Raw genomic sequence first — 17,080 nt, forward strand, 5'->3', positions numbered from 1 at the left:
AAAGTGTCCGGTTCAGGGCGGCAGCGTGCCGATCCAATCGGCAATCGCCTGGGCCACCTCCTCCGGCTGTTCGGGGATCAGTGCATGGCTGGCGCGTGGAACGATCTTCACCTGCACCTTGTCGCCCAGCACGTCCTTGAGTTCGTTACGCGTGGCCGGCGGGCGCCAGGGGTCTTCGGCGCCTTGCAGGTCGAGGATGGGCGCGTGGCTCACCGGCCACCATACCTCCTTGGCCGGCGTGCGGCCGGCGCGGCTGTAGGCCTCGCGCAAGGCCGGGTGCCAGCCCTCGAGCCAGGGCGTGGGATCGTTGCCGGGCGCGAAGAAGGCCTCGCGCAGGCCGCGCAGCCGCGCGTCGCGCGATTGGGCCGGATCGCTGGCGACCGCGAGCGACCGGGCCATGCCGAGCGGGAAGGTGCGCGCCGCGCCCGCCGCGACAACCACGCCGCGCACGAGGCCGGGATGGTCGAGGTCCGCGACCCGCGCCACGAAGTGGCCATAGGCGTGGCCAACCAGCACGGCCCGGCCGCCGGCCAGTTGCCGCACGGTGGTCGCGACATCGCCCGCGAGCACATGCAAGGTGAGATCGTTCATCGGCCCGGCCGATGCTCCCATGCCGCGCGGCTGCGGACGCAGCACCTTGAAGCCGGAGGCGGCCAGGCGTCCTGCAAGGCCGCCGAAATCTTCGGAGTCGCGCTGCGAGGACGGCAGCAGCACCACGGCAGGCCCCTGGCCCTCGACGATGACATCGATGCGAACGGCGCCTTCGCTCAGCAGCACGCGCTGGCGGGCGGCTCGCGCCGGTGCGAAAGGCGCGCAGGCGCCCACCGCGAAGGCACCGGCCAGCGCGCCCAGGGCGGCACGGCGCCGGCGTGATGCGGGGAAATCGAATGGCATGGCCTGTGGTCTCCTTGGCCGCTCGCCTCCAGCCCCCCAGGCAGGACTGCGGCGCGGCCTGTGCGTGGAGGGTAGGCCAGGATGCGCGTGCAACCTATGCACCGGCGGGGAAGGCTGCTATGCAGTCCGGCGCGCGGCCGGCGGTTCTTCAGGCGCTTTCCGCGCCCGGGCGCCAGAGCCCCTGCCGCGTGCTTTCTTCCACGGCCTGCACGATCTGCGCGGCCACGGACAGGACCGCCTTGCCCGGCCCCTTGCTGCGCGCCATGATCATCGAGACGATGCGCTGCAGGCCGGGCGAGACGATCTTCGAAGCCTGCAGGCGGCCCTCCTTCACCTCCGCCCAGACCGCATGCAGCGGCAGCACCGTGTAGAGCCGCTCCTGCGCCACGACCGAGCGCATCAGCGGCAGGGAGTCGGCTTCGAGCACGGGCGACAAGGAAATGTGCTGCTGGCGGGCGAGCGCGTCGAGCGCGCTGCGCAGACCGTTGGGGGCGCTCGGAAGGATGAACGGAAGCCCGTCGAGTGCGCTGAACGGCAGCTCCGGCTTGGCGGTCAGGCGGTCGCCGGCAGGGCCGATCAGGTAGCTGTCCACCGTGGCGAGCGCCTGCTCCTGCTCCGGCAGCACGGCGCCGTAGCGGTAGAGGATCGCGATGTCCACGCGCCCGTCCGCCAGCCACTCTTCCACCTGCCCGCTCGATCCCTCGAGAATCTTGAGCTGGATGCCGGGATGGCGTGCCTGCAGCCGATTGAACAGCTTGCCGACGATCGGATTGGTGACCGAAGGCAGCGAGCCGATGGTGACGCGGCCGGCCGGCTCGCGCGCCTCGCCGCGAATCTCCAGCTGGAGCTGCTCGGCGTCCGAGAGCAGCGCCTTCACATGTGGAAAGAGCCGCTGCCCCACCTCCGACAGCTGCACGCCGCGGCCCGTGCGATTGAACAGGCGCGCGTTGCATTCGCGCTCGAGCGCGTTGAGGTGGCGGCTCAGCAGCGACTGGCTGCTGTCCAGGAACAGCGCGGCGCGCGTCAGGCTTCCCAGTTCGGCAATCGCGAGGAAAGCGCGCCACTTCTGCAGGTCCGAGGCAATGTCGAGCTGGATGTTCGTGGCTTTGCTGGGCTGCATCTCGGCGGAGGAGGGAACGAGGGAGATGGGCCGCATTCTGCCTTTGCCTGCCCGCCCCAGGGTTTGTCCCGACAATGCAAGGACGCAAATGTCGTCCGCGCTACAAACTCCGCGAGCCGGTGTGCCCTAGGATTCGCCAGCCCAAGGAAATTCGCCATGCGCGTTCGATCCGGTTTGTTCTTCGCCCGCGCCGAGGGCCCCGCCCGGCACGGTGGTGACGCATGCTGCCTCTGAAGGATCTCCACGCCTTCTTCGAGCGCTGCATCTGGCCGCGCGCGCTGACGCAGGCCGAGCGGACGAAAGCCTTCGAAGCCCTGTACGTTCGCCGCCATGAAGCGCACTCCTACGTGTGCCGGCGCGACGAGACCGCCGACAGCTGGATCGGCGTGCTGGAGGGTTTTCTGCGCGTCCAGGACACCACGGTGGACGGCCGCCTGATCATGTTCACCGGGGTCGCATCGAGCGGATGGATCGGCGAGGGATCGCTGCTGAAGCCGGAGCAGCGCAAGTACGAGGTCATGGCGACGCGGCCGACCGTCACCGTGCATCTGCCGAGGGCCACGTTCTCCTGGCTGCTCGATCGAAGCATTCCGTTCAACCACTTCATGCTCTCCCATCTGAACGAGCGCCTCGGACAGTTCATCGCGATGGTGAAGTTCGACCGGCTGCTCGAACCGACGGCGCGCGTGGCGCGGGGGATCTCGAGCCTGTTCCATCCAGTGCTCTATCCGAACACCGACTCCACGCTGCGGATCAACCAGGAGGAGATCGGTTCGCTCGTCGGCATCTCGCGCCAGCGCGTCAACGCCGCGCTGACCGAACTGGAAGCCGCCGGCCTCATCCGGCGCGGCTACGGCTACATCACGGTGATGGACCGGCAGGCGCTTGCCAAGTACCCCTGACCGGCCTGCGGTGCATCGTGGGAAACCGAAGGGTTTTTCCTTAGAAATCAGTGGCCCGAATGTCCGTCCCGGAACAGTTGCCCGGGGTCTCGCCTTTCAGAATCACGCAGGCATCGCTCCACGTCGTTGCGGTGCACAGGCTGACAACCGACAAAGGAATCGAGACATGCACTTCTTCTCCTCCTCCAAGGAATCACGGGCCCGCACGAAGCTCCACGCCGTTGCCGCTGCTGCTGCCGGCGCTGCGATGCTGGCCGCTTGCGGCGGCGGCTCCGATCACCGCGGCGCGGTCCCCGTGCTGCTTCCGGTCCCGCCTGCTGCGCAACCCGCAAGCCCGCCACCTGCACCGGCCGTGACGGCCCAGAAGGCCTGCGGCGAGCTGAACGGAAAAACCGTGGCGGGCGCCGCGCTGACGGCCGCCATGCAGGAGGCGGCCGCGGGCGTGCCCGTCTACTGCAAGGTCACCGGCACGATCGCGCCGGCGCTGAACTTCCAGATCTCCCTGCCGCAGGCATGGAACGGCAAGCTCTACTACCAGGGCGGCGGCGGCTACAACGGCGCGATCACGCCGCCCTCGGTGCCGGCGCTGGGCCTGGGCTACGCCGTGGTCGCGAGCGACTCGGGGCACCAGGGCAATGTCCTGAGCGCGGACTTCGCATTGACCGACACCTTTGCCGCGCAGCTGTTCGGCAGCCTCTCGGTGCCCACCGTGATGTCGACGGCCACCGAGACCCTGGCGGCGGCTTATGGAAGCCTGCCGGCCAAGTCGTACTTCGAAGGCTGCTCGAACGGCGGCCGCGAAGCCTTGATGGCGGTGCAGCGCTCGCCGAACCTCTTCGATGGCGTCATTGCGCGCGCACCGGCCTACAACTGGGTCGGGTTCATGGGCGCCTTCAACCGGAACTCCAGGGCACTGGCCGCGCCCGGCGGTGCATTCAGCGCCGCGAAGACCGCGCTCCTGAGCAAGCATGTGCGGGACGCCTGCGATGGGCTCGACGGGCTTGTCGACGGCGTGGTGTCGAACCAGGCCGCCTGCACGCCGGCGCTCGCCAACGTGGCCGCCCTGCGCTGCGCCGGCGGAGCCGACACTGGCGACACCTGCCTGTCGGACGCGCAGCTCGACGTGGTCACGTCCTGGACCACGCAGGCCGCATTCACGGGCAGCCCCACCTTCCGCAATGCGGGCTGGAACCTGACGGGCAACGAGGACGACCCCGGCGCCTGGCGGACCTGGCTCACGGGCGACGGCAATGTCACCATGGCGCTGCAGTTCCTGTTCCAGGACACGACGGTCAAGAACTACCTGGCCCGCGACCGGAGCACGGACTCGCTGGCCTACACGCCCTGGGACCAGAACCAGAATGCCCTCTATGCCATGGCCGCGCTCAACGACGCGACCAACGCCGACATCCGCCCGTTCATCAACAGCGGCGGCAAGCTGATACTGTGGCACGGCGGGAATGATTCCGCGCTCAGCGTGCGGTCGACCACCGAGTACTACGGGAACATGCGAAGCGCCATCGGCGCCGCAACCGCCGACGCATCGACGCGCTTCTATGTCGCACCGGGCGTGAACCACTGCGCCGGAGGACCGGGCGCCGACACCTCGGATCTGCTGACGGCCCTGGACCAGTGGGTGACCAAGAGCGCGGCCCCCTCCACGCTGCTCGCGGAGAAGCGCGATGCGCAAGGGGCGGTGCTGCTGAGCCGGCCGCTGTGCCAGTACCCGCAATACCCGCGCTACACCGGCCCGGCCAACGATGCGGCGGCGGCGAAGCTGGCCGCCAACTACAGCTGCAGTTCCTGAGTTGCGGCTCCGGCGCCGCCCGCCCTCGGACGCAGACGCGGATCAGTTCGGCACCGCCGCGCTGCGCTCCAGCGTCCAGAGGCGGTCCAGCAGCGCCCGCGCGGGTGCACTGCCGATCACGGGCGAGGACAGTTCGATGAACTTGTCTTCGAGCTCGGCATCGCTCAGCGGTTCTTCCGGATCGCCCTTGCGGTTGGGCTGCAGGTGATCGAAGCGGCGGCCGTCGCGCATCGTGATCACCACGCGTGCGGCGCGCCGGCCCGGAAAGGCGGCATCGAGCTCCGGGTCCACCGCGACGCTGGTGCGCTCCATCAACGAACGCGTGGCCGGATCCTGCAGCCGCGCCGGCTCGTACGCCGCCAGCCGCACGCTGCCGTGCGCCAGCGCGGTCGCCACCACGTAGCGCAGGCTGAAGCGCGCTTCGTTGGCCGTGGCCGGCTGCGTGTGGCAGGCAATGTCGAGCGCCGGGCGGTAGGTTGCCACATGCACATGCGCGATCTCGCCGGCTTCGATGCCATGCCGCCGCTTCAGCGCCAGCGCGCCGTCGATGGCCGCGAAGGCATGGCCGCACCCGATGTGGTTCTTGAACGTCAGGCGGGCGATGTGGAAGTCCCGCCCCAGCGTCGCGCCGATCTGCGACCAGTCCGGCCCGTCGCTCATGGCCTGGCCCAGCCCCGCCTCTCCTTCGAGCACGTCGAGCGAACCCGTGACACCGTTGCGCGCAAGCTGGGCGGCGAGCACGCCGGCCTCGGCCGCGCGGCCCGCATGCAGCGGCTTGGACATGGAGTCCATGCGGAAGGCCTGCTGCAGGCCGGACGTGAAGGTGGCGGCCGTGGCCAGCGCGTGCGCGAAGGCGGCTTCGTCGAGGTCCATGAGAACGCCTGCGGCGGCCGCGGCGCCGAAGCTGCCCACCGTGCCCGTGCTGTGCCAGAACCGGTAGTGCGCGCGCCCCATCACGACGCCGATGCGCGTCGACACTTCATAGCCCAGCACCACACCGCGCAGGAACTGCAGCCCGCTTGCGCCGCTGTCATGGCTTGCGGCCAGGGCGGCGGCAATGGTGGCCGCGCCCGGGTGGTACATGGCTTCGCGAAAGCTGTCGTCCACCTCCGCCGCATGGGCGGCCGTGCCGTTGATCAGCGCAGCGGCGCGCGCGGTGGCCGACCGGCCGCGCGCGAGAAAGGCGCGTCCGCGGTCCAGGTCCTCGTTGAGGGCGGCCTCGAGCTGGCGCACCGGCGCCGCGCCGAGGCCGGGGAACAGCGAGGCATACCAGTCGATCACGGCCCGCTTGGCGTGGTGGAGGACTTCGGCCGGCAGATCCTGCCGCCGGAAGTCGGCGGCGTAGCGCGCGAATACTTGGGTGACGTGCATCTCGATGGTTCCTTGAGGATAGGCTTGCCTTGCCTCTTCAGCCGGCCAGCACGACCACGCCATCGGCCGCGCGCACGCCCTGCCCTTGCGGCAGCACGAAGACCGGGTTGATCTCGGCTTCGAGCAGGCGCTCGCCGAGCCGCGCCGCCATGTCCGAGAAGGCGACTATGGCATCGACCAGCGCCTCGACGTCGGCCTTGGGCCGGCCGCGGAAACCATCCAGCAAGGGCCAGGTCTTGAGCTCGTGCGCCATGGAGAGCGCATCCTCGCGGCTCAGGCCGCCCTGGAGCGGCAGCAGCCGCATCGTGGTGTCCTTGAACAGTTCGGCGGTGATGCCGCCCATGCCCAGCAGGATGGCGGTTCCCAGCGGGTCGCGGTGCATGCCCAGGATCAGCTCGGTGCCGCCGCCCACCATTTCCTGCACCAGGAAGCGCCGGGGCCGCACGCCGGCCTTGGCCTCAACCTCGGCGGCCATCGCCTGCAGGCGCGCGCCCACCGTCTCGGCCGTCAGGTTCACCGCGACGCCGCCGACATCGCTCTTGTGCGTGATCTCGGCCGACAGGATCTTGAGCACGATGCGCCCGCCCAGTTCGCGCGCCGCGGCCTCGGCTTCGGCCGGCGTGGTCACCACCACCTCGCGCGCACACGCGATGCCGAAGCGGGTGAACAACTGCTTGGCCTGGGCCTCATCCAGCGAGCCGGTGGGCAGGTCGTCGATGGGCACGGCGGCGGCAGGCGCACGGGATGGATCCGGCTCGCGCCAGCTGCCGGCATTCAGCATGGCAGCGAGCGCACGGGTGCAGCTTTCGGCCGCGGCAAAGGCCGGCACACCGCGCTGCGTGAGCAGGGCCGCGACTTCGGGCGCATGCGGGCTCACGTAGGCGATCACCGGCTTGTCCGAGTGGGGCAGGCAGTCCTGGATGGCGCCTGCCATCAGTTCCGGCATGGCCAGGCTGGAGGAGCCGACGATGATCGCCAGCGCGTCGTAGCTGGGGCTCTCGAGCAGGATGTCGATGGCGCCGCGCAGCAGGTCCGGCTGCAGGCCGGCCAGGGTCACGTCGATGGGGTTGCGGTCGAGCACCGCATGATCGCCGCTCTGCAGCGCGCGCAAGGCCGCGGCGGTTGCAGCATCCGGCGCCGGGGTCTCGAAGCCCTGCATGCCCAGGTCGTCCGACACCAGCGTTCCGGCGCCGCCCGTCGAGGTCAGGATGGCCACGCGCCTGCCGCGGAGCTTCCGGCCCGTGGCCAGCGCGACGGGAATGTCGAGCAGGTCGCCGAAGGTCTGGGCGCGGATCACGCCGACCTGCCTGAACAGCGCGTCGTACATGCGGTCGGCGCCCGCCAGCGCACCGGTGTGCGACACGGCGGCTTTCGCGCCCGCTTCGGAGCGGCCGATCTTGAACGCGACCACCGGCTTGCCCGCGCGCGCGGCCTTCAGTGCAGCGGCACGAAACTTCTCCGGGTTGCGCACGCTCTCCACATAGAGGGCGATGACCCTGGTGTCGGCGTCGTCGGCCAGATGGTCGACAAAATCCGCCAGGTCCAGGTCCACTTCGTTGCTGGTCGAAATCAGCTTCGACAGGCCGATGCCGCGCGCCGCGGCACGCGAGAGCAGCGCGCCGAGGATGCCCCCGCTCTGCGAGACCACGCCGATCCCGCCGACCGGGAAGTGCTCCATCTCGAGTGCACCGCTGGCGGAGAGCACGATGTTGTCGGTCAGGTTGACCAGTCCGATCGTGTTGGGGCCGAGGATCCGCATGCGGCCGGCCGCTTCGATGAGCTGCTGCTGGCGGCGCGCGCCTTCCTCCCCGGTTTCCGTGTAACCGCTCGCAAGCACGATCGCCGCGGCCGTTCCCTTGGCCGCGAGTTCGCGCACGGCCTGGTGCGCTCGCTCGGCGCCCAGCAGCACGATGCCCACATCGGGCGTGCCGGGGATCGAGGCGATGTCCGGATAGCAGGCCAGGCCGCCGATGGCATCGGCACGCGGATTGACCGGGTAGATCTCGCCCGTGAATCCGTGCTTGCGCAGGTAGGCCACGGGCCGGCCGGCCGTCTTGGCCGCATCGGCCGAGGCGCCGATCACGGCGACGCTGCGCGGCTTCAGAAGCCTGGCGATGGCGTTCAGTTCGGTCATTTCGTCGTCCCGTTCTTCGCGCTGCTCTTGGCCAGGAAGGCCATCACCGACTCGCGATGCTCGGTGCTGGTGTAGCAGATGCCCTGCGCCTGGCTGCCCTGGGCGAACACCTGGTGCGCGGACAGTTCGAAGCTCTGGTTGAGGATCGTCTTGCCGAGGGCCAATGCGGTGGCCGACCCCTGGCTCATCTCGGCCGCCCAGCGCTGCGCATCGGCAACCAGGTGCTCGGCCTGCGACCGGCGATCGGCGATGCCCAGGCGCAGGGCCTCTTCGAGCTCGACCTTCCGGCCGCTGAAGATCAGTTCCTTGGCCCTGGAGAGTCCGACCCGGCGCGGCAGGAAGTACATGCCGCCGCCATCGGGAACGATGCCGCGATGGATGTAGGACCAGGTGAAGCTCGCGGCATCCGAAGCGATGATGAAGTCGCAGGCCAGTGCCGTGTCGGCCCCGAGGCCCGAGGCCGCGCCGTTGACGGCAGCGATCGTCGGCTTGGGCATGGTGTGCAGCAGCGACTGGGTGTGGTGCACGCGCTGCTGGCGGCTCCAGCCGTTGAAGCCGACCTCGCCCGCGGGCGCCTGCATCCGCCGCTCCATGCCGGCGACATCCCCGCCGGCGCAGAAGCCCTTGCCGCGTCCCGTGAGCACCAGGGCGCGGATCGCCTTGTCGCCGGCCACGTGCTCGAGTGCGGCGATGAATTCAGTGCGCATGTCGTCGCTCATCGCGTTGCGCTTTTCGGGGCGGTTCAGCCACAGGGTGGCGATGCCGTCCGCGACTTCCAGTTCGATCAGGCTGCTGCTGTTCATTCGATTTCTCCGTTCATTCGGCCGTGATGTTGTTTTCCTTGACCACCTTGCGCCAGCGCGCTTCCTCGCCCTTGGCGTACCTGTCGAAGTCCTGCGGCGAGCCGCCGTTGATGACGAGGCCCTCGGACTCCACCCGCTTGCGGAAGGCGTCCGTCTGCACGGCCTTCTTCGCCGCGGCATTCAGGCGCGCAATCACGTCGGCCGGGGTGCCGGCGGGCGCGTACAGGCCGTACCAGCTGTCTGCGACATAGCCCGGCACGCCGCTCTCCGCGATCGTCGGCACCTTTGCGAGCGAGTGGGCCGCGGATCGCGCGGCGGTCGTCACGGCCAGCGCGCGCAGCTTGCCGCTCTCGACGAAGCTGCCCACCGCCGCGGCGGTCGCGAACATCACGTCGACCTGTCCGCCCAGCAGGTCGGTGATGGCGGGGCCGGCACCGCGGTACGGGATGTGGGTGATGTCGGTCTTGGTGAGATTCTTGAAGAGTTCGCCGGCCAGGTGGGCCGAGGTGCCCGCGCCCTGCGACGCAAAGGACAGCTTGCCCGGATGGGCCCTGGCCGCATCGATCAGGTCCTTCACCGACTTGAGCGGGCTGTCGGCGCGAACCACCAGCACGTTCGGCGAGATGCCTACCAGCATGACCGGCGCAAAGGCTTTCTCGTGGTTGTACGGGAGCTTGGGCTGGAGGCTCGGGTTCACGACGTGCGCCACGGTTGCCATCACCATCGTGTAGCCATCGGGTGCGCTCTTGGCCACCGCGTCCGTGCCGATGATCGTGCCCGCGCCGGGCTTGTTGTCGATGATCACGGGCTGCCCCAGCTCCTGCCCCATCGCGATGGCCATGGTGCGGGCCACCAGGTCGGTGCCGCCGCCGGGTGCGAACGGCACCACGAGCTTGATCGGCTTGTCGGGAAAGGCCGCGCGCGCCGGCATCGCGACGAGGCCGCCGACCGCGCAGGCCAGCGAAAGAAGGATGGCATGCCTGGCGCGTGCCAGCGTCATGGGGTTCTGCATGGTTTGTCTCCGTCAAGAGGAATGTGAGAAGGCAGGCATCGAGGGCGGCGCTGCGGCTCTTCTCATCGACGGGTCCAAGCTTAGGGACGCGGGCGCCGCCGCGCATCCCCACATTTCCATTGCATGGAATTTGAGATAGGCTCCGCCGGCACATCTCTCCCACCTTGCCATGCATGCTCCTGCAGACCCCGCGCCCCGGCGCCAGCACCACGAAGATCCGCTGCTGAACCGCTCCCTGGTGCGGGGCATCGAGATCCTGAGGGCCTTCCGGCCCGGCGCCGACCTGCTGGGCAACGGCGAGATCGCGGAGCGCACCGGCCTCTCGCGCGCGACGGTCAGCCGCCTCGCGCAAACGCTGGTCGAGACCGGGCTGCTCGAGCACGACCGCAGCCGCCGGGCCTACCGGCTGGCCGCGCCGGTGCTGAGCCTGGGCCACGCCATGCGCTCGGGTTCGCCCGTGCTGAACGCGGTGGCGCCGCTGATGCGGACGCTGGCGGAAAAGATGCGCATCAACGTCGGCCTGGCCGCGCCCGACCGGGACGAGATGGTCTACCTGGAGTCCGTGCGCTACAACCGGAAAGTCGCACTGCGCAACGTGGTTGCGGGCCAGCGCGTGCCGATGGAGCTCACCTCGCTCGGCAGGGCCTACCTGGCCGTGGCGCCGCAGGACGAGCGCCGCGCGCTGATGGCAAGGTTCAAGGCGGGGCGGCACTCCGAATGGGGCCGCCTACGCGACGAGATCAAGGCCGCGATCGCGAGTGTCGAAGAGCGCGGCTACTGCGCGGCGTCTTGGCAGCCGGAAGTCGTCGCCATGGCGGCGCCGCTCGTCATGGCGCAGCGGCCCATCTATGTCTTCAATGTCAGCGTCACCACGGCAGCCAGCGTCCAGGACACCGAAGCGGAGTTGAAGGGGCCGCTGCTGGCCCTGCGCGACCGGGCAAGGGCGGTCCTGCTCGCGGCCGAGCCGCCGCCCTCGCGCGCCCGCTAGAAGTCGATCCGGATGTTGGCTTCCTTGACCGCCTGGCCGATCTTCGACAGGTCCTCGCGGATCAGCTCGCGGAACTGCGCGGGATTCGACCTGGCCGCAATGAAGGACAGCTCGGCAAATTTGGCCTTGAGCGCGGGCGTGTCGACCGCCTTGGCAATTTCCGCGTTCAGGCGGTCGACCACCGCTGCCGGCATGTGGGCCGGCCCCCAGACGCCGTACCACGAGAGGAGCTCGAAGCCCGGGATGCCGCTTTCCGCGACCGTCGGAACCTCGGGCATGCTCGGCACCCGCGTCTTGCTCGTGACAGCCAGTGCGCGCAGGCGGCCGGCCTGCACGAAAGAGTGGACGCCGGGCATCGGAGACACCGCCGCCGAGACGTGCCCCCCGATGACGTCGGTCAGCTGCGGCACCGCGCCCTTGTACGCAATGATCGCCATCCTGAGCTTCAGCGCGCGATTGATCATTTCCTCGCTGAGGTGGCTCGTGGTCCCGAGACCCGAGGTCGCCCAGGTGTACTTGTCGGGTTTCGCCCTGGCCAGCGCCGCGAATTCGGCGAGGTTCTTGGCCGGAACATCGTTGTTGACCGCCACGATCAACGGCACGTAGCCGATCTGTCCCACGGGGGTGAAGTCCTTCTCCGCGTCATAGCTCTTCCTGGCGAGGACGAGCGGCAGGTACACCTGGCTCGATGCATTGAACAGCAGGGTGTAGCCATCGGCCCTGGCCTTCCTGACGTTCAGCGACCCGAGCACCCCGGAGGCGCCCGGCGTGTTCTCGATGACGATCGGCTGGCCCAGCTGCCGCTGCAGCTGGTCGGCCACCATGCGGCCCACGGTGTCGATGGAGCCTCCGGGCGTGTAGGGAATGACCATCCGGATGGGCTTGCTCGGATAGTCGTCCGCACTGCTGAGCTGGGCGCCGGCGACGGCCGCTCCCAGCAGCGCGAACCTGGACAGCGAGATGATCTTTTTCAGCATGCTGTGTCTCCTTCTCTTGGATTTCTAGATGCCGCGCGCGAACTCGGCGATCGCCGCGCTCATGGCCTGCGGCTGCTCGGGCGCCATCGCATGCCCCGCGTCGCGGATGACCCGGACCGTGACCCGCTCGCCCAACAGGGGCTGCATGACATCGGGAATGACGACCGCGTCGTGCTCGGCCTGCAGGTCCAGGATCGGCGCCGTCTTTCCACCCGAGAAGTAGTCGTCGATCGGCGTGTTCTCGCGCGCGCGGCCCTGCGCTTCGTGCGCGGCCGGAAACCAGCCGTCAAGCCACACGCTCGGGTCGTGCCCGGGTGCGAAGAAGGCCTTGCGCAGGCAGGCGAGGCGTTCGGCCTGCGAGAGGGACGGATCCCCGGCGCCGTCGATCGCGTCGCGCAGGCGGCTGTATGGCCTCTCGGTCGAGCCCGGCGGCAGCTTGCCCGCCGACGCCGCGGCCATGACGATGCCGCGCACCAGGTCCGGACGATCGGCCGCCAGCGCACGCGCCGGCTGGCTGCCCCAGGCATGGCCGACGATGACCACCGGCCCGGTTTGCGCATGGTCGAGAACCGCGGCCACGTCGCCCGCGAAATCGTGCATGTCCAGGTTCTCCATCGGCCCGCGGCTGCGGCCGACGCCTCTGGGCTCGGGCCGCAGCACACGGAAGCCGGCGTCGCACAGCAGGTCCGCGACCACGTCGTAGTCCCGCCCCGAGCGCGCGAGCGAAGGCAGGATGCAGATGACCGGGCCGGCGCCCTGGTCGTGGAATTCGATCTCGACCGTTCCGTTCGAATTCCGGGGCCGGCAGGAGAGCAGCTTGCTCGCCGGCTGCTCGCGCCTGGCGGGATGGAGTGGGGTGTCGGTGGGCATGACCGGCAGTCTCGGCGGGCCCGCCGCAGCCCGTAAGCAATCCTGGCCTATACCAGCTATGCCTGTTGGCTATTCGACCTGGGGGCGCCGGAAATCCAGTTCCTGGAGCAGCTGCGCCGTGCCGCGCACGAGCCGGGTGGCCGGGCGCGCCGTCGGCGTCGCGAGGACCAGCGCATTCCAGATGGCGGGCGGCCCGATCGGCGCGCGCGGCAGGGCCTCGTCGTCGGCGGCACTCAAGGCGCTCTCCGGAAGGATCGTGCACCCGACGCCGGTCGCGACGAGCGCGAGAACGGTGCGCACCGCACCCACCTCCGCGAGCACCTGGAGCTCGACGCCGCGCGGGCCCAGCACCGAGTCGAGCAAGTGCCGGATCGCGTTCGGCGCGCTGGGCAGCACCATGGGATAGTTGGCGAGCGCCGGCAAGCCGACGCGGGCGGGCAGCTTGCTCCTGGGCGGCGCCACCAGCAGGAGCTTCTCGCGCATCAGCGGCTGGAACGAAAGCTGGGCCGAGGGCGCGGGATCGAAGAGCAGCGCCAGGTCCAGCCGCCCTGCGACGAGCGACTCGCGCAGCGCCACGCTCAGGCCTTCGAGCACGGTGATGACGGCGCGCGGGAACCTCTGCCTGAAGCGCCGGATCAGGGGCGCGCTCAAGCCCAGGGCCACCCGCGGCGGCATGCCGACCACGATCCGGCCGCCCGGGCTTTCCTCCATCTCGCCGAGCTCGTCGCGCGCGCGGCGCGAGATCTCGAGCATGGCGCGCGCGTGAACCAGCAAGGCTTCGCCCGCATCCGTGGGGGTCACGCCGCGCCCGGTTCTGACCAGCAGCCGCTGCCCGAGGTCCGCTTCCAGCAGCGCGATCTGCCTGCTCAAGCTGGGCTGCGCCAGGTCGAGCACCACGGCCGCACGGCTGAAGCTCCCCGCATCGACCACGGCGACGAAATACTGAAGCTGGCGCAGTTCCATAGCCGTTGAGCATAGCTGATATAGGGACGACATCCTTCCGCCCAAGGCCCGCAGCCGGGAAACTGCATGCATGACCTCCACCCTCCCCTCCGGGGCCTGCAATGCCCATTGCCATGTGTTCGGGCCCCGCACGCGATTTCCCTACGCCGAGGACGCCAGCTTCGTTCCCGGGGCCGATGCGCCGAAGGAAGCCCTTTACGCACTGAACGACCGGCTCGGGCTGCAGCGCTGCGTGGTCGTGCAGTCGGCCTGCCATGGCTTCGACAACCGGGCCACCGAAGACGCGGTCGCCGCGCGGCCTTCGAGCTACCGCGGCATCGCGCTGCTGCCGACCCACGTCGGCGATGCGGAGCTCCGGCGCCTGGACGCAGCGGGTTTTCGCGGCGTCCGGTTCAACTTCATGGGCCACCTGGGCCGCCACACCCCCATCGAGGAGGTGCTGTCGCTCGCGGGCCGCTTTGCGCCGCTCGGCTGGCATCTGCAGATCCACGGCGATCCGGCCCTGCTCACGGATCTGGCGCCGGCGCTGCGCCGTTCACCGACGCCGGTGGTGATCGACCACATCGGGCGCATCGATGCGTCGCGGGGCCTGGACCAGCCCGACTTCCGCGCGCTGCTCGGCCTGATGGCGCACGAACACTTCTGGGTCAAGGTGAGCGGCATGGACCGCATCACGCGGCAGGGTCCGCCCTATGCCGACGCCCTGCCCTTCGCGCGGACGCTGGTCGCGGAATTCGGCGACCGGGTGGTGTGGGGCAACGACTGGCCGCATCCCAACCACGCGGGCCCCGTGCCCGACGAACAGCAGCTCGTCGACCTCATTGCCGAGATGGCGCCGAGCGAATCCGCGCGCCACGCGCTGCTGGTCGACAACCCGCAACGCCTTTACCGATTTGGAGACCAGCCATGAGCCCGCGCTTCGAGAACAAGGTGGCCATCGTGACCGGCGCCGGCTGCGTCGGCGCCGGCTGGGGAAATGGCCGCGCGATTGCCGTGCGCCTGGCCGAGGAAGGTGCCAAGGTGCTGGCGGTGGACCGCGACCGCGCACGGCTCGAAGAAACGCTCGAGCTGGCCGGCCGGGCCCGCGCATCGATCACGCCATGGCTGTGCGACGTCACGAGCAACGAGAGCGTCGCGGCCATGGCGGCCGCCTGCCTGGACAGCTACGGCACCATCGACATCCTCGTCAACAACGTGGGCGGCTCGGCCGCGGGCGGGCCGGTGGAGCTGGCCGAGGAAACATGGAACCTGCAGGTCGACGTGAACCTCAAGAGCGTGTTCCTCACCTGCAAGCACGTGCTTCCCACGATGCTTGCGAAGGGTGCGGGATCGATCGTCAACATCTCCTCCACCTCGGGCCTGCGCTGGACCGGCAGTGCGCAGGTCGCGTACGCCGCGACCAAGGCCGGCGTCATCCAGATGTCGCGCGTGATCGCGGTCCAGCACGCGGCGCAGGGCGTGCGGGTCAACAGCGTGGTGCCGGGCCAGCTGCACACGCCGATGGTCGAGACGCGGCTGGCGAAGCAGCGCGCCGGCGGCAACGTCGATGCCCTGCTGGCCCAGCGCCAGAAGCGCATTCCGCTCGGTTTCATGGGCGACGGCCGCGACACCGCGAGCGCGGTGCTGTTCCTGGCGAGCGACGAGGCCCGGTTCATCACCGGCACCGAACTGATCGTCGACGGCGGCATGACCGCGCGCTGCGACTGAGGCTCGAGCCCCTGCAAGAAAGACGGAGACATCCATGATCAAGCGCTACCTGCTCGCAGCGGCATTCGCCGCGCTGCCGATGCCCGCCGTGCACGCGCAGCCGAAGACGACGCGGATCGTCGTTTCCTTCACCTCGGGCGGCCCTGTCGACGCGGTCGCGCGGACCCTGTCCGAACGGCTCGGCAAGGAGCTGGGCCGCACGGTCCTCATCGACAACAAGCCGGGCGCCAATGGCGCGATCGGCGCCGTCGATGTCATGAAATCGGCGCCGGACGGCAGCACGCTGTGGTTCACCAGCGTGGGCGCGGCGGCCATCAATTCTTCGCTCTACGAGAAGCTTCCCTACGACATGCAGCGCGACTTCGTGCCGGTCTCGCTGGTGGTCAACAACGTCGAGCTGCTGGTGGCGCAGCAGGGCAATCCGGCCCGGGACGCGGCCGAGTTCGTGGCCGCGACGAAGAAGCGCGCCGATCCCACGCCGATGGGCTCCTCCGGCACCGGGAGCATCCCGCACCTGGCGATCGAGCAGCTGGCCGATGCGAGCGGCGCGAAGCTGCTTCATGTGCCCTACAAGGGCGCCGCTCCCGCCATCACGGACCTGATGGGCGGCCAGATCAGCGGCTTCTTCGGCGACGTGCCGGGGCTGCTCGGACACCTGCAGGGCGGGCGGCTCAAGGCGCTCGGCGTGGCGTCGGGCAAGCGGCATCCTTCGCTGCCCGAGGTGAAGACGCTGGAAGAGCAAGGCATCCAGGGCGTCGACACCAACAACTGGTATGCGCTGTTCGCGCCCGCGAAGACGCCGCCGGAAATCGTCGCGGCCGTCAACAAGGCGGTGCGCCGTACGCTGGCCGATCCGGCGGTGCGCGAGAAACTGCTGAAGACCGGCACCGAGCCGGTGGGCTCCACCCCGCAGGAACTCGCGGCCATCCAGAAGCGCGACACCGAGAAGTGGGCGAAACTGATCCGCGCCAAGAACATCAGGGCCGAATGATGACGACGAGCACATCCATCCGCGTACCCCTCGTGCAGCCCGGCACCCATCCGGAACTGGCCGAGGTCGAAGCCCGCATCATGGCCGAGCGCGGCCGCGTGTCGCTGCTCTACCAGGTGCTGCTGAACAGCGGGCCGATCGCCTCGGGCTGGGAACGCATGCTCACGGCGGTGCGCAACCAGACCGGCGTGCCGGCCGACCTTCGCGAGCTGATGATCCTGCGGGTCGCGGTGCTCAACGGCGCAAGCTTCGAGTACGACGCGCACGTGCCCCATGCGCAGAAGGCGGGCGTGAGCGCCGAGAAGATCGACGCGGTGCGCCAGGACGTGCTGTCCGGCGTGTTCGCGCCGCTCGAGCGCCTGGTGCTGGAGCTGACCGATGCCATGACCCGGCAGGTCGTGGTGCCGGACGAACTCATGGGCCGCGTGCAGCAGCACTTCGACGCCAAGGGCGTGGTGGAAGTCGTGGCGACCGTGGCGGCCTACAACATGGTGTCGCGCCTGCTTGTCGCGCTGAATGTGGCGCATTGAACGAGGCCATT

Annotated in this window: 16 protein-coding genes; 7 read left to right on the forward strand and 9 right to left on the reverse strand. The window is 69.6% G+C overall.

The window, feature by feature from the left end:
* Positions 1–12: 12 nt before the first annotated feature.
* Positions 13–894, reverse strand: coding sequence for an alpha/beta fold hydrolase (locus FB547_RS32280; RefSeq protein ID WP_145747667.1), 882 nt, complete (start codon positions 892–894; stop codon positions 13–15).
* Positions 895–1,042: 148 nt separating this feature from the next.
* Complete coding sequence (locus FB547_RS32285; protein WP_145747702.1) at positions 1,043–2,014, reverse strand: LysR family transcriptional regulator; 972 nt, start codon at positions 2,012–2,014, stop codon at positions 1,043–1,045.
* Between the two features lie 221 nt (positions 2,015–2,235).
* Here FB547_RS32285 and FB547_RS32290 point away from each other — a divergent pair, with 221 nt between their 5' ends.
* The gene (locus tag FB547_RS32290) at positions 2,236–2,916 is read left to right on the forward strand and encodes a Crp/Fnr family transcriptional regulator (protein WP_145747668.1); all 681 of its coding nucleotides are present in this window, start codon (positions 2,236–2,238) and stop codon (positions 2,914–2,916) included.
* 166 nt (positions 2,917–3,082) lie between these two features.
* Positions 3,083–4,723, forward strand: coding sequence for a tannase/feruloyl esterase family alpha/beta hydrolase (locus FB547_RS32295; RefSeq protein ID WP_145747669.1), 1,641 nt, complete (start codon positions 3,083–3,085; stop codon positions 4,721–4,723).
* A gap of 42 nt (positions 4,724–4,765) precedes the next feature.
* Here the strand turns inward: FB547_RS32295 and FB547_RS32300 are convergent, their stop codons facing one another.
* From FB547_RS32300 to FB547_RS32315, 4 genes are read right to left on the reverse strand one after another with little or no spacing between them, the layout of a single operon-like run.
* Positions 4,766–6,094: an MmgE/PrpD family protein gene (locus FB547_RS32300; RefSeq protein WP_145747670.1), complete on the reverse strand. Its 1,329-nt coding sequence runs from the start codon at positions 6,092–6,094 to the stop codon at positions 4,766–4,768.
* A gap of 37 nt (positions 6,095–6,131) precedes the next feature.
* Positions 6,132–8,228 carry an acetate--CoA ligase family protein gene (locus tag FB547_RS32305; RefSeq protein WP_145747671.1) on the reverse strand — a complete coding sequence of 699 codons (2,097 nt, stop codon included), beginning with the start codon at positions 8,226–8,228 and terminating at the stop codon, positions 6,132–6,134.
* Positions 8,225–9,031: an enoyl-CoA hydratase/isomerase family protein gene (locus tag FB547_RS32310; protein ID WP_145747672.1), complete on the reverse strand. Its 807-nt coding sequence runs from the start codon at positions 9,029–9,031 to the stop codon at positions 8,225–8,227. The genes FB547_RS32305 and FB547_RS32310 overlap by 4 nt, the downstream gene beginning before the upstream one ends.
* 13 nt (positions 9,032–9,044) lie before the next feature.
* Complete coding sequence (locus FB547_RS32315) at positions 9,045–10,043, reverse strand: Bug family tripartite tricarboxylate transporter substrate binding protein (RefSeq protein WP_145747673.1); 999 nt, start codon at positions 10,041–10,043, stop codon at positions 9,045–9,047.
* 169 nt (positions 10,044–10,212) lie between these two features.
* Here FB547_RS32315 and FB547_RS32320 point away from each other — a divergent pair, with 169 nt between their 5' ends.
* The gene (locus FB547_RS32320; RefSeq protein ID WP_145747674.1) at positions 10,213–11,031 is read left to right on the forward strand and encodes an IclR family transcriptional regulator; all 819 of its coding nucleotides are present in this window, start codon (positions 10,213–10,215) and stop codon (positions 11,029–11,031) included.
* On the opposite strand, the gene FB547_RS32325 is transcribed toward FB547_RS32320, so the two are convergent.
* From FB547_RS32325 to FB547_RS32335, 3 genes are all read right to left on the reverse strand, one after another.
* A complete protein-coding gene (locus FB547_RS32325; RefSeq protein WP_145747675.1) occupies positions 11,028–12,008 on the reverse strand; it encodes a Bug family tripartite tricarboxylate transporter substrate binding protein in 981 nt (326 codons plus the stop codon). The two genes, FB547_RS32320 and FB547_RS32325, sit on opposite strands and share 4 nt — an antisense overlap.
* 24 nt (positions 12,009–12,032) lie before the next feature.
* A complete protein-coding gene (locus FB547_RS32330) occupies positions 12,033–12,878 on the reverse strand; it encodes an alpha/beta fold hydrolase (RefSeq protein ID WP_145747676.1) in 846 nt (281 codons plus the stop codon).
* Between the two features lie 69 nt (positions 12,879–12,947).
* Positions 12,948–13,841, reverse strand: coding sequence for a LysR substrate-binding domain-containing protein (locus tag FB547_RS32335; RefSeq protein ID WP_145747677.1), 894 nt, complete (start codon positions 13,839–13,841; stop codon positions 12,948–12,950).
* 70 nt (positions 13,842–13,911) lie between these two features.
* Between FB547_RS32335 and FB547_RS32340 the strand changes: the two genes are divergently transcribed.
* The 4 genes from FB547_RS32340 to FB547_RS32355 are packed head-to-tail and all read left to right on the forward strand — an operon-like array spanning position 13,912 to position 17,069.
* Positions 13,912–14,751 carry an amidohydrolase family protein gene (locus tag FB547_RS32340; protein ID WP_145747678.1) on the forward strand — a complete coding sequence of 280 codons (840 nt, stop codon included), beginning with the start codon at positions 13,912–13,914 and terminating at the stop codon, positions 14,749–14,751.
* Positions 14,748–15,548: an SDR family NAD(P)-dependent oxidoreductase gene (locus FB547_RS32345; protein WP_145747679.1), complete on the forward strand. Its 801-nt coding sequence runs from the start codon at positions 14,748–14,750 to the stop codon at positions 15,546–15,548. Before FB547_RS32340 ends, FB547_RS32345 begins: the two co-directional genes overlap by 4 nt.
* 34 nt (positions 15,549–15,582) lie before the next feature.
* The gene (locus tag FB547_RS32350) at positions 15,583–16,539 is read left to right on the forward strand and encodes a Bug family tripartite tricarboxylate transporter substrate binding protein (protein ID WP_145747680.1); all 957 of its coding nucleotides are present in this window, start codon (positions 15,583–15,585) and stop codon (positions 16,537–16,539) included.
* Entirely contained in the window at positions 16,536–17,069 is a 534-nt protein-coding gene (locus FB547_RS32355) for a carboxymuconolactone decarboxylase family protein (RefSeq protein ID WP_145747681.1), read from the forward strand. Before FB547_RS32350 ends, FB547_RS32355 begins: the two co-directional genes overlap by 4 nt.
* Positions 17,070–17,080 lie beyond the last annotated feature (11 nt).

The organism is Variovorax beijingensis, assembly GCF_007828835.1.
Taxonomy (GTDB): Bacteria; Pseudomonadota; Gammaproteobacteria; order Burkholderiales; family Burkholderiaceae_C; genus Variovorax; species Variovorax beijingensis_A.

Coding starts and splice junctions, on each gene's coding strand:
- FB547_RS32315 (WP_145747673.1), bottom strand. CDS start 10,043: ATGCAGAACCCCATGACGCTGGCACGCGCCAGGCATGCCATCCTTCTT.
- FB547_RS32350 (WP_145747680.1), top strand. CDS start 15,583: ATGATCAAGCGCTACCTGCTCGCAGCGGCATTCGCCGCGCTGCCGATG.
- FB547_RS32320 (WP_145747674.1), top strand. CDS start 10,213: ATGCATGCTCCTGCAGACCCCGCGCCCCGGCGCCAGCACCACGAAGAT.
- FB547_RS32340 (WP_145747678.1), top strand. CDS start 13,912: ATGACCTCCACCCTCCCCTCCGGGGCCTGCAATGCCCATTGCCATGTG.
- FB547_RS32300 (WP_145747670.1), bottom strand. CDS start 6,094: ATGCACGTCACCCAAGTATTCGCGCGCTACGCCGCCGACTTCCGGCGG.
- FB547_RS32280 (WP_145747667.1), bottom strand. CDS start 894: ATGCCATTCGATTTCCCCGCATCACGCCGGCGCCGTGCCGCCCTGGGC.
- FB547_RS32355 (WP_145747681.1), top strand. CDS start 16,536: ATGATGACGACGAGCACATCCATCCGCGTACCCCTCGTGCAGCCCGGC.
- FB547_RS32325 (WP_145747675.1), bottom strand. CDS start 12,008: ATGCTGAAAAAGATCATCTCGCTGTCCAGGTTCGCGCTGCTGGGAGCG.
- FB547_RS32285 (WP_145747702.1), bottom strand. CDS start 2,014: ATGCAGCCCAGCAAAGCCACGAACATCCAGCTCGACATTGCCTCGGAC.
- FB547_RS32290 (WP_145747668.1), top strand. CDS start 2,236: ATGCTGCCTCTGAAGGATCTCCACGCCTTCTTCGAGCGCTGCATCTGG.
- FB547_RS32310 (WP_145747672.1), bottom strand. CDS start 9,031: ATGAACAGCAGCAGCCTGATCGAACTGGAAGTCGCGGACGGCATCGCC.
- FB547_RS32345 (WP_145747679.1), top strand. CDS start 14,748: ATGAGCCCGCGCTTCGAGAACAAGGTGGCCATCGTGACCGGCGCCGGC.
- FB547_RS32330 (WP_145747676.1), bottom strand. CDS start 12,878: ATGCCCACCGACACCCCACTCCATCCCGCCAGGCGCGAGCAGCCGGCG.
- FB547_RS32335 (WP_145747677.1), bottom strand. CDS start 13,841: ATGGAACTGCGCCAGCTTCAGTATTTCGTCGCCGTGGTCGATGCGGGG.
- FB547_RS32295 (WP_145747669.1), top strand. CDS start 3,083: ATGCACTTCTTCTCCTCCTCCAAGGAATCACGGGCCCGCACGAAGCTC.
- FB547_RS32305 (WP_145747671.1), bottom strand. CDS start 8,228: ATGACCGAACTGAACGCCATCGCCAGGCTTCTGAAGCCGCGCAGCGTC.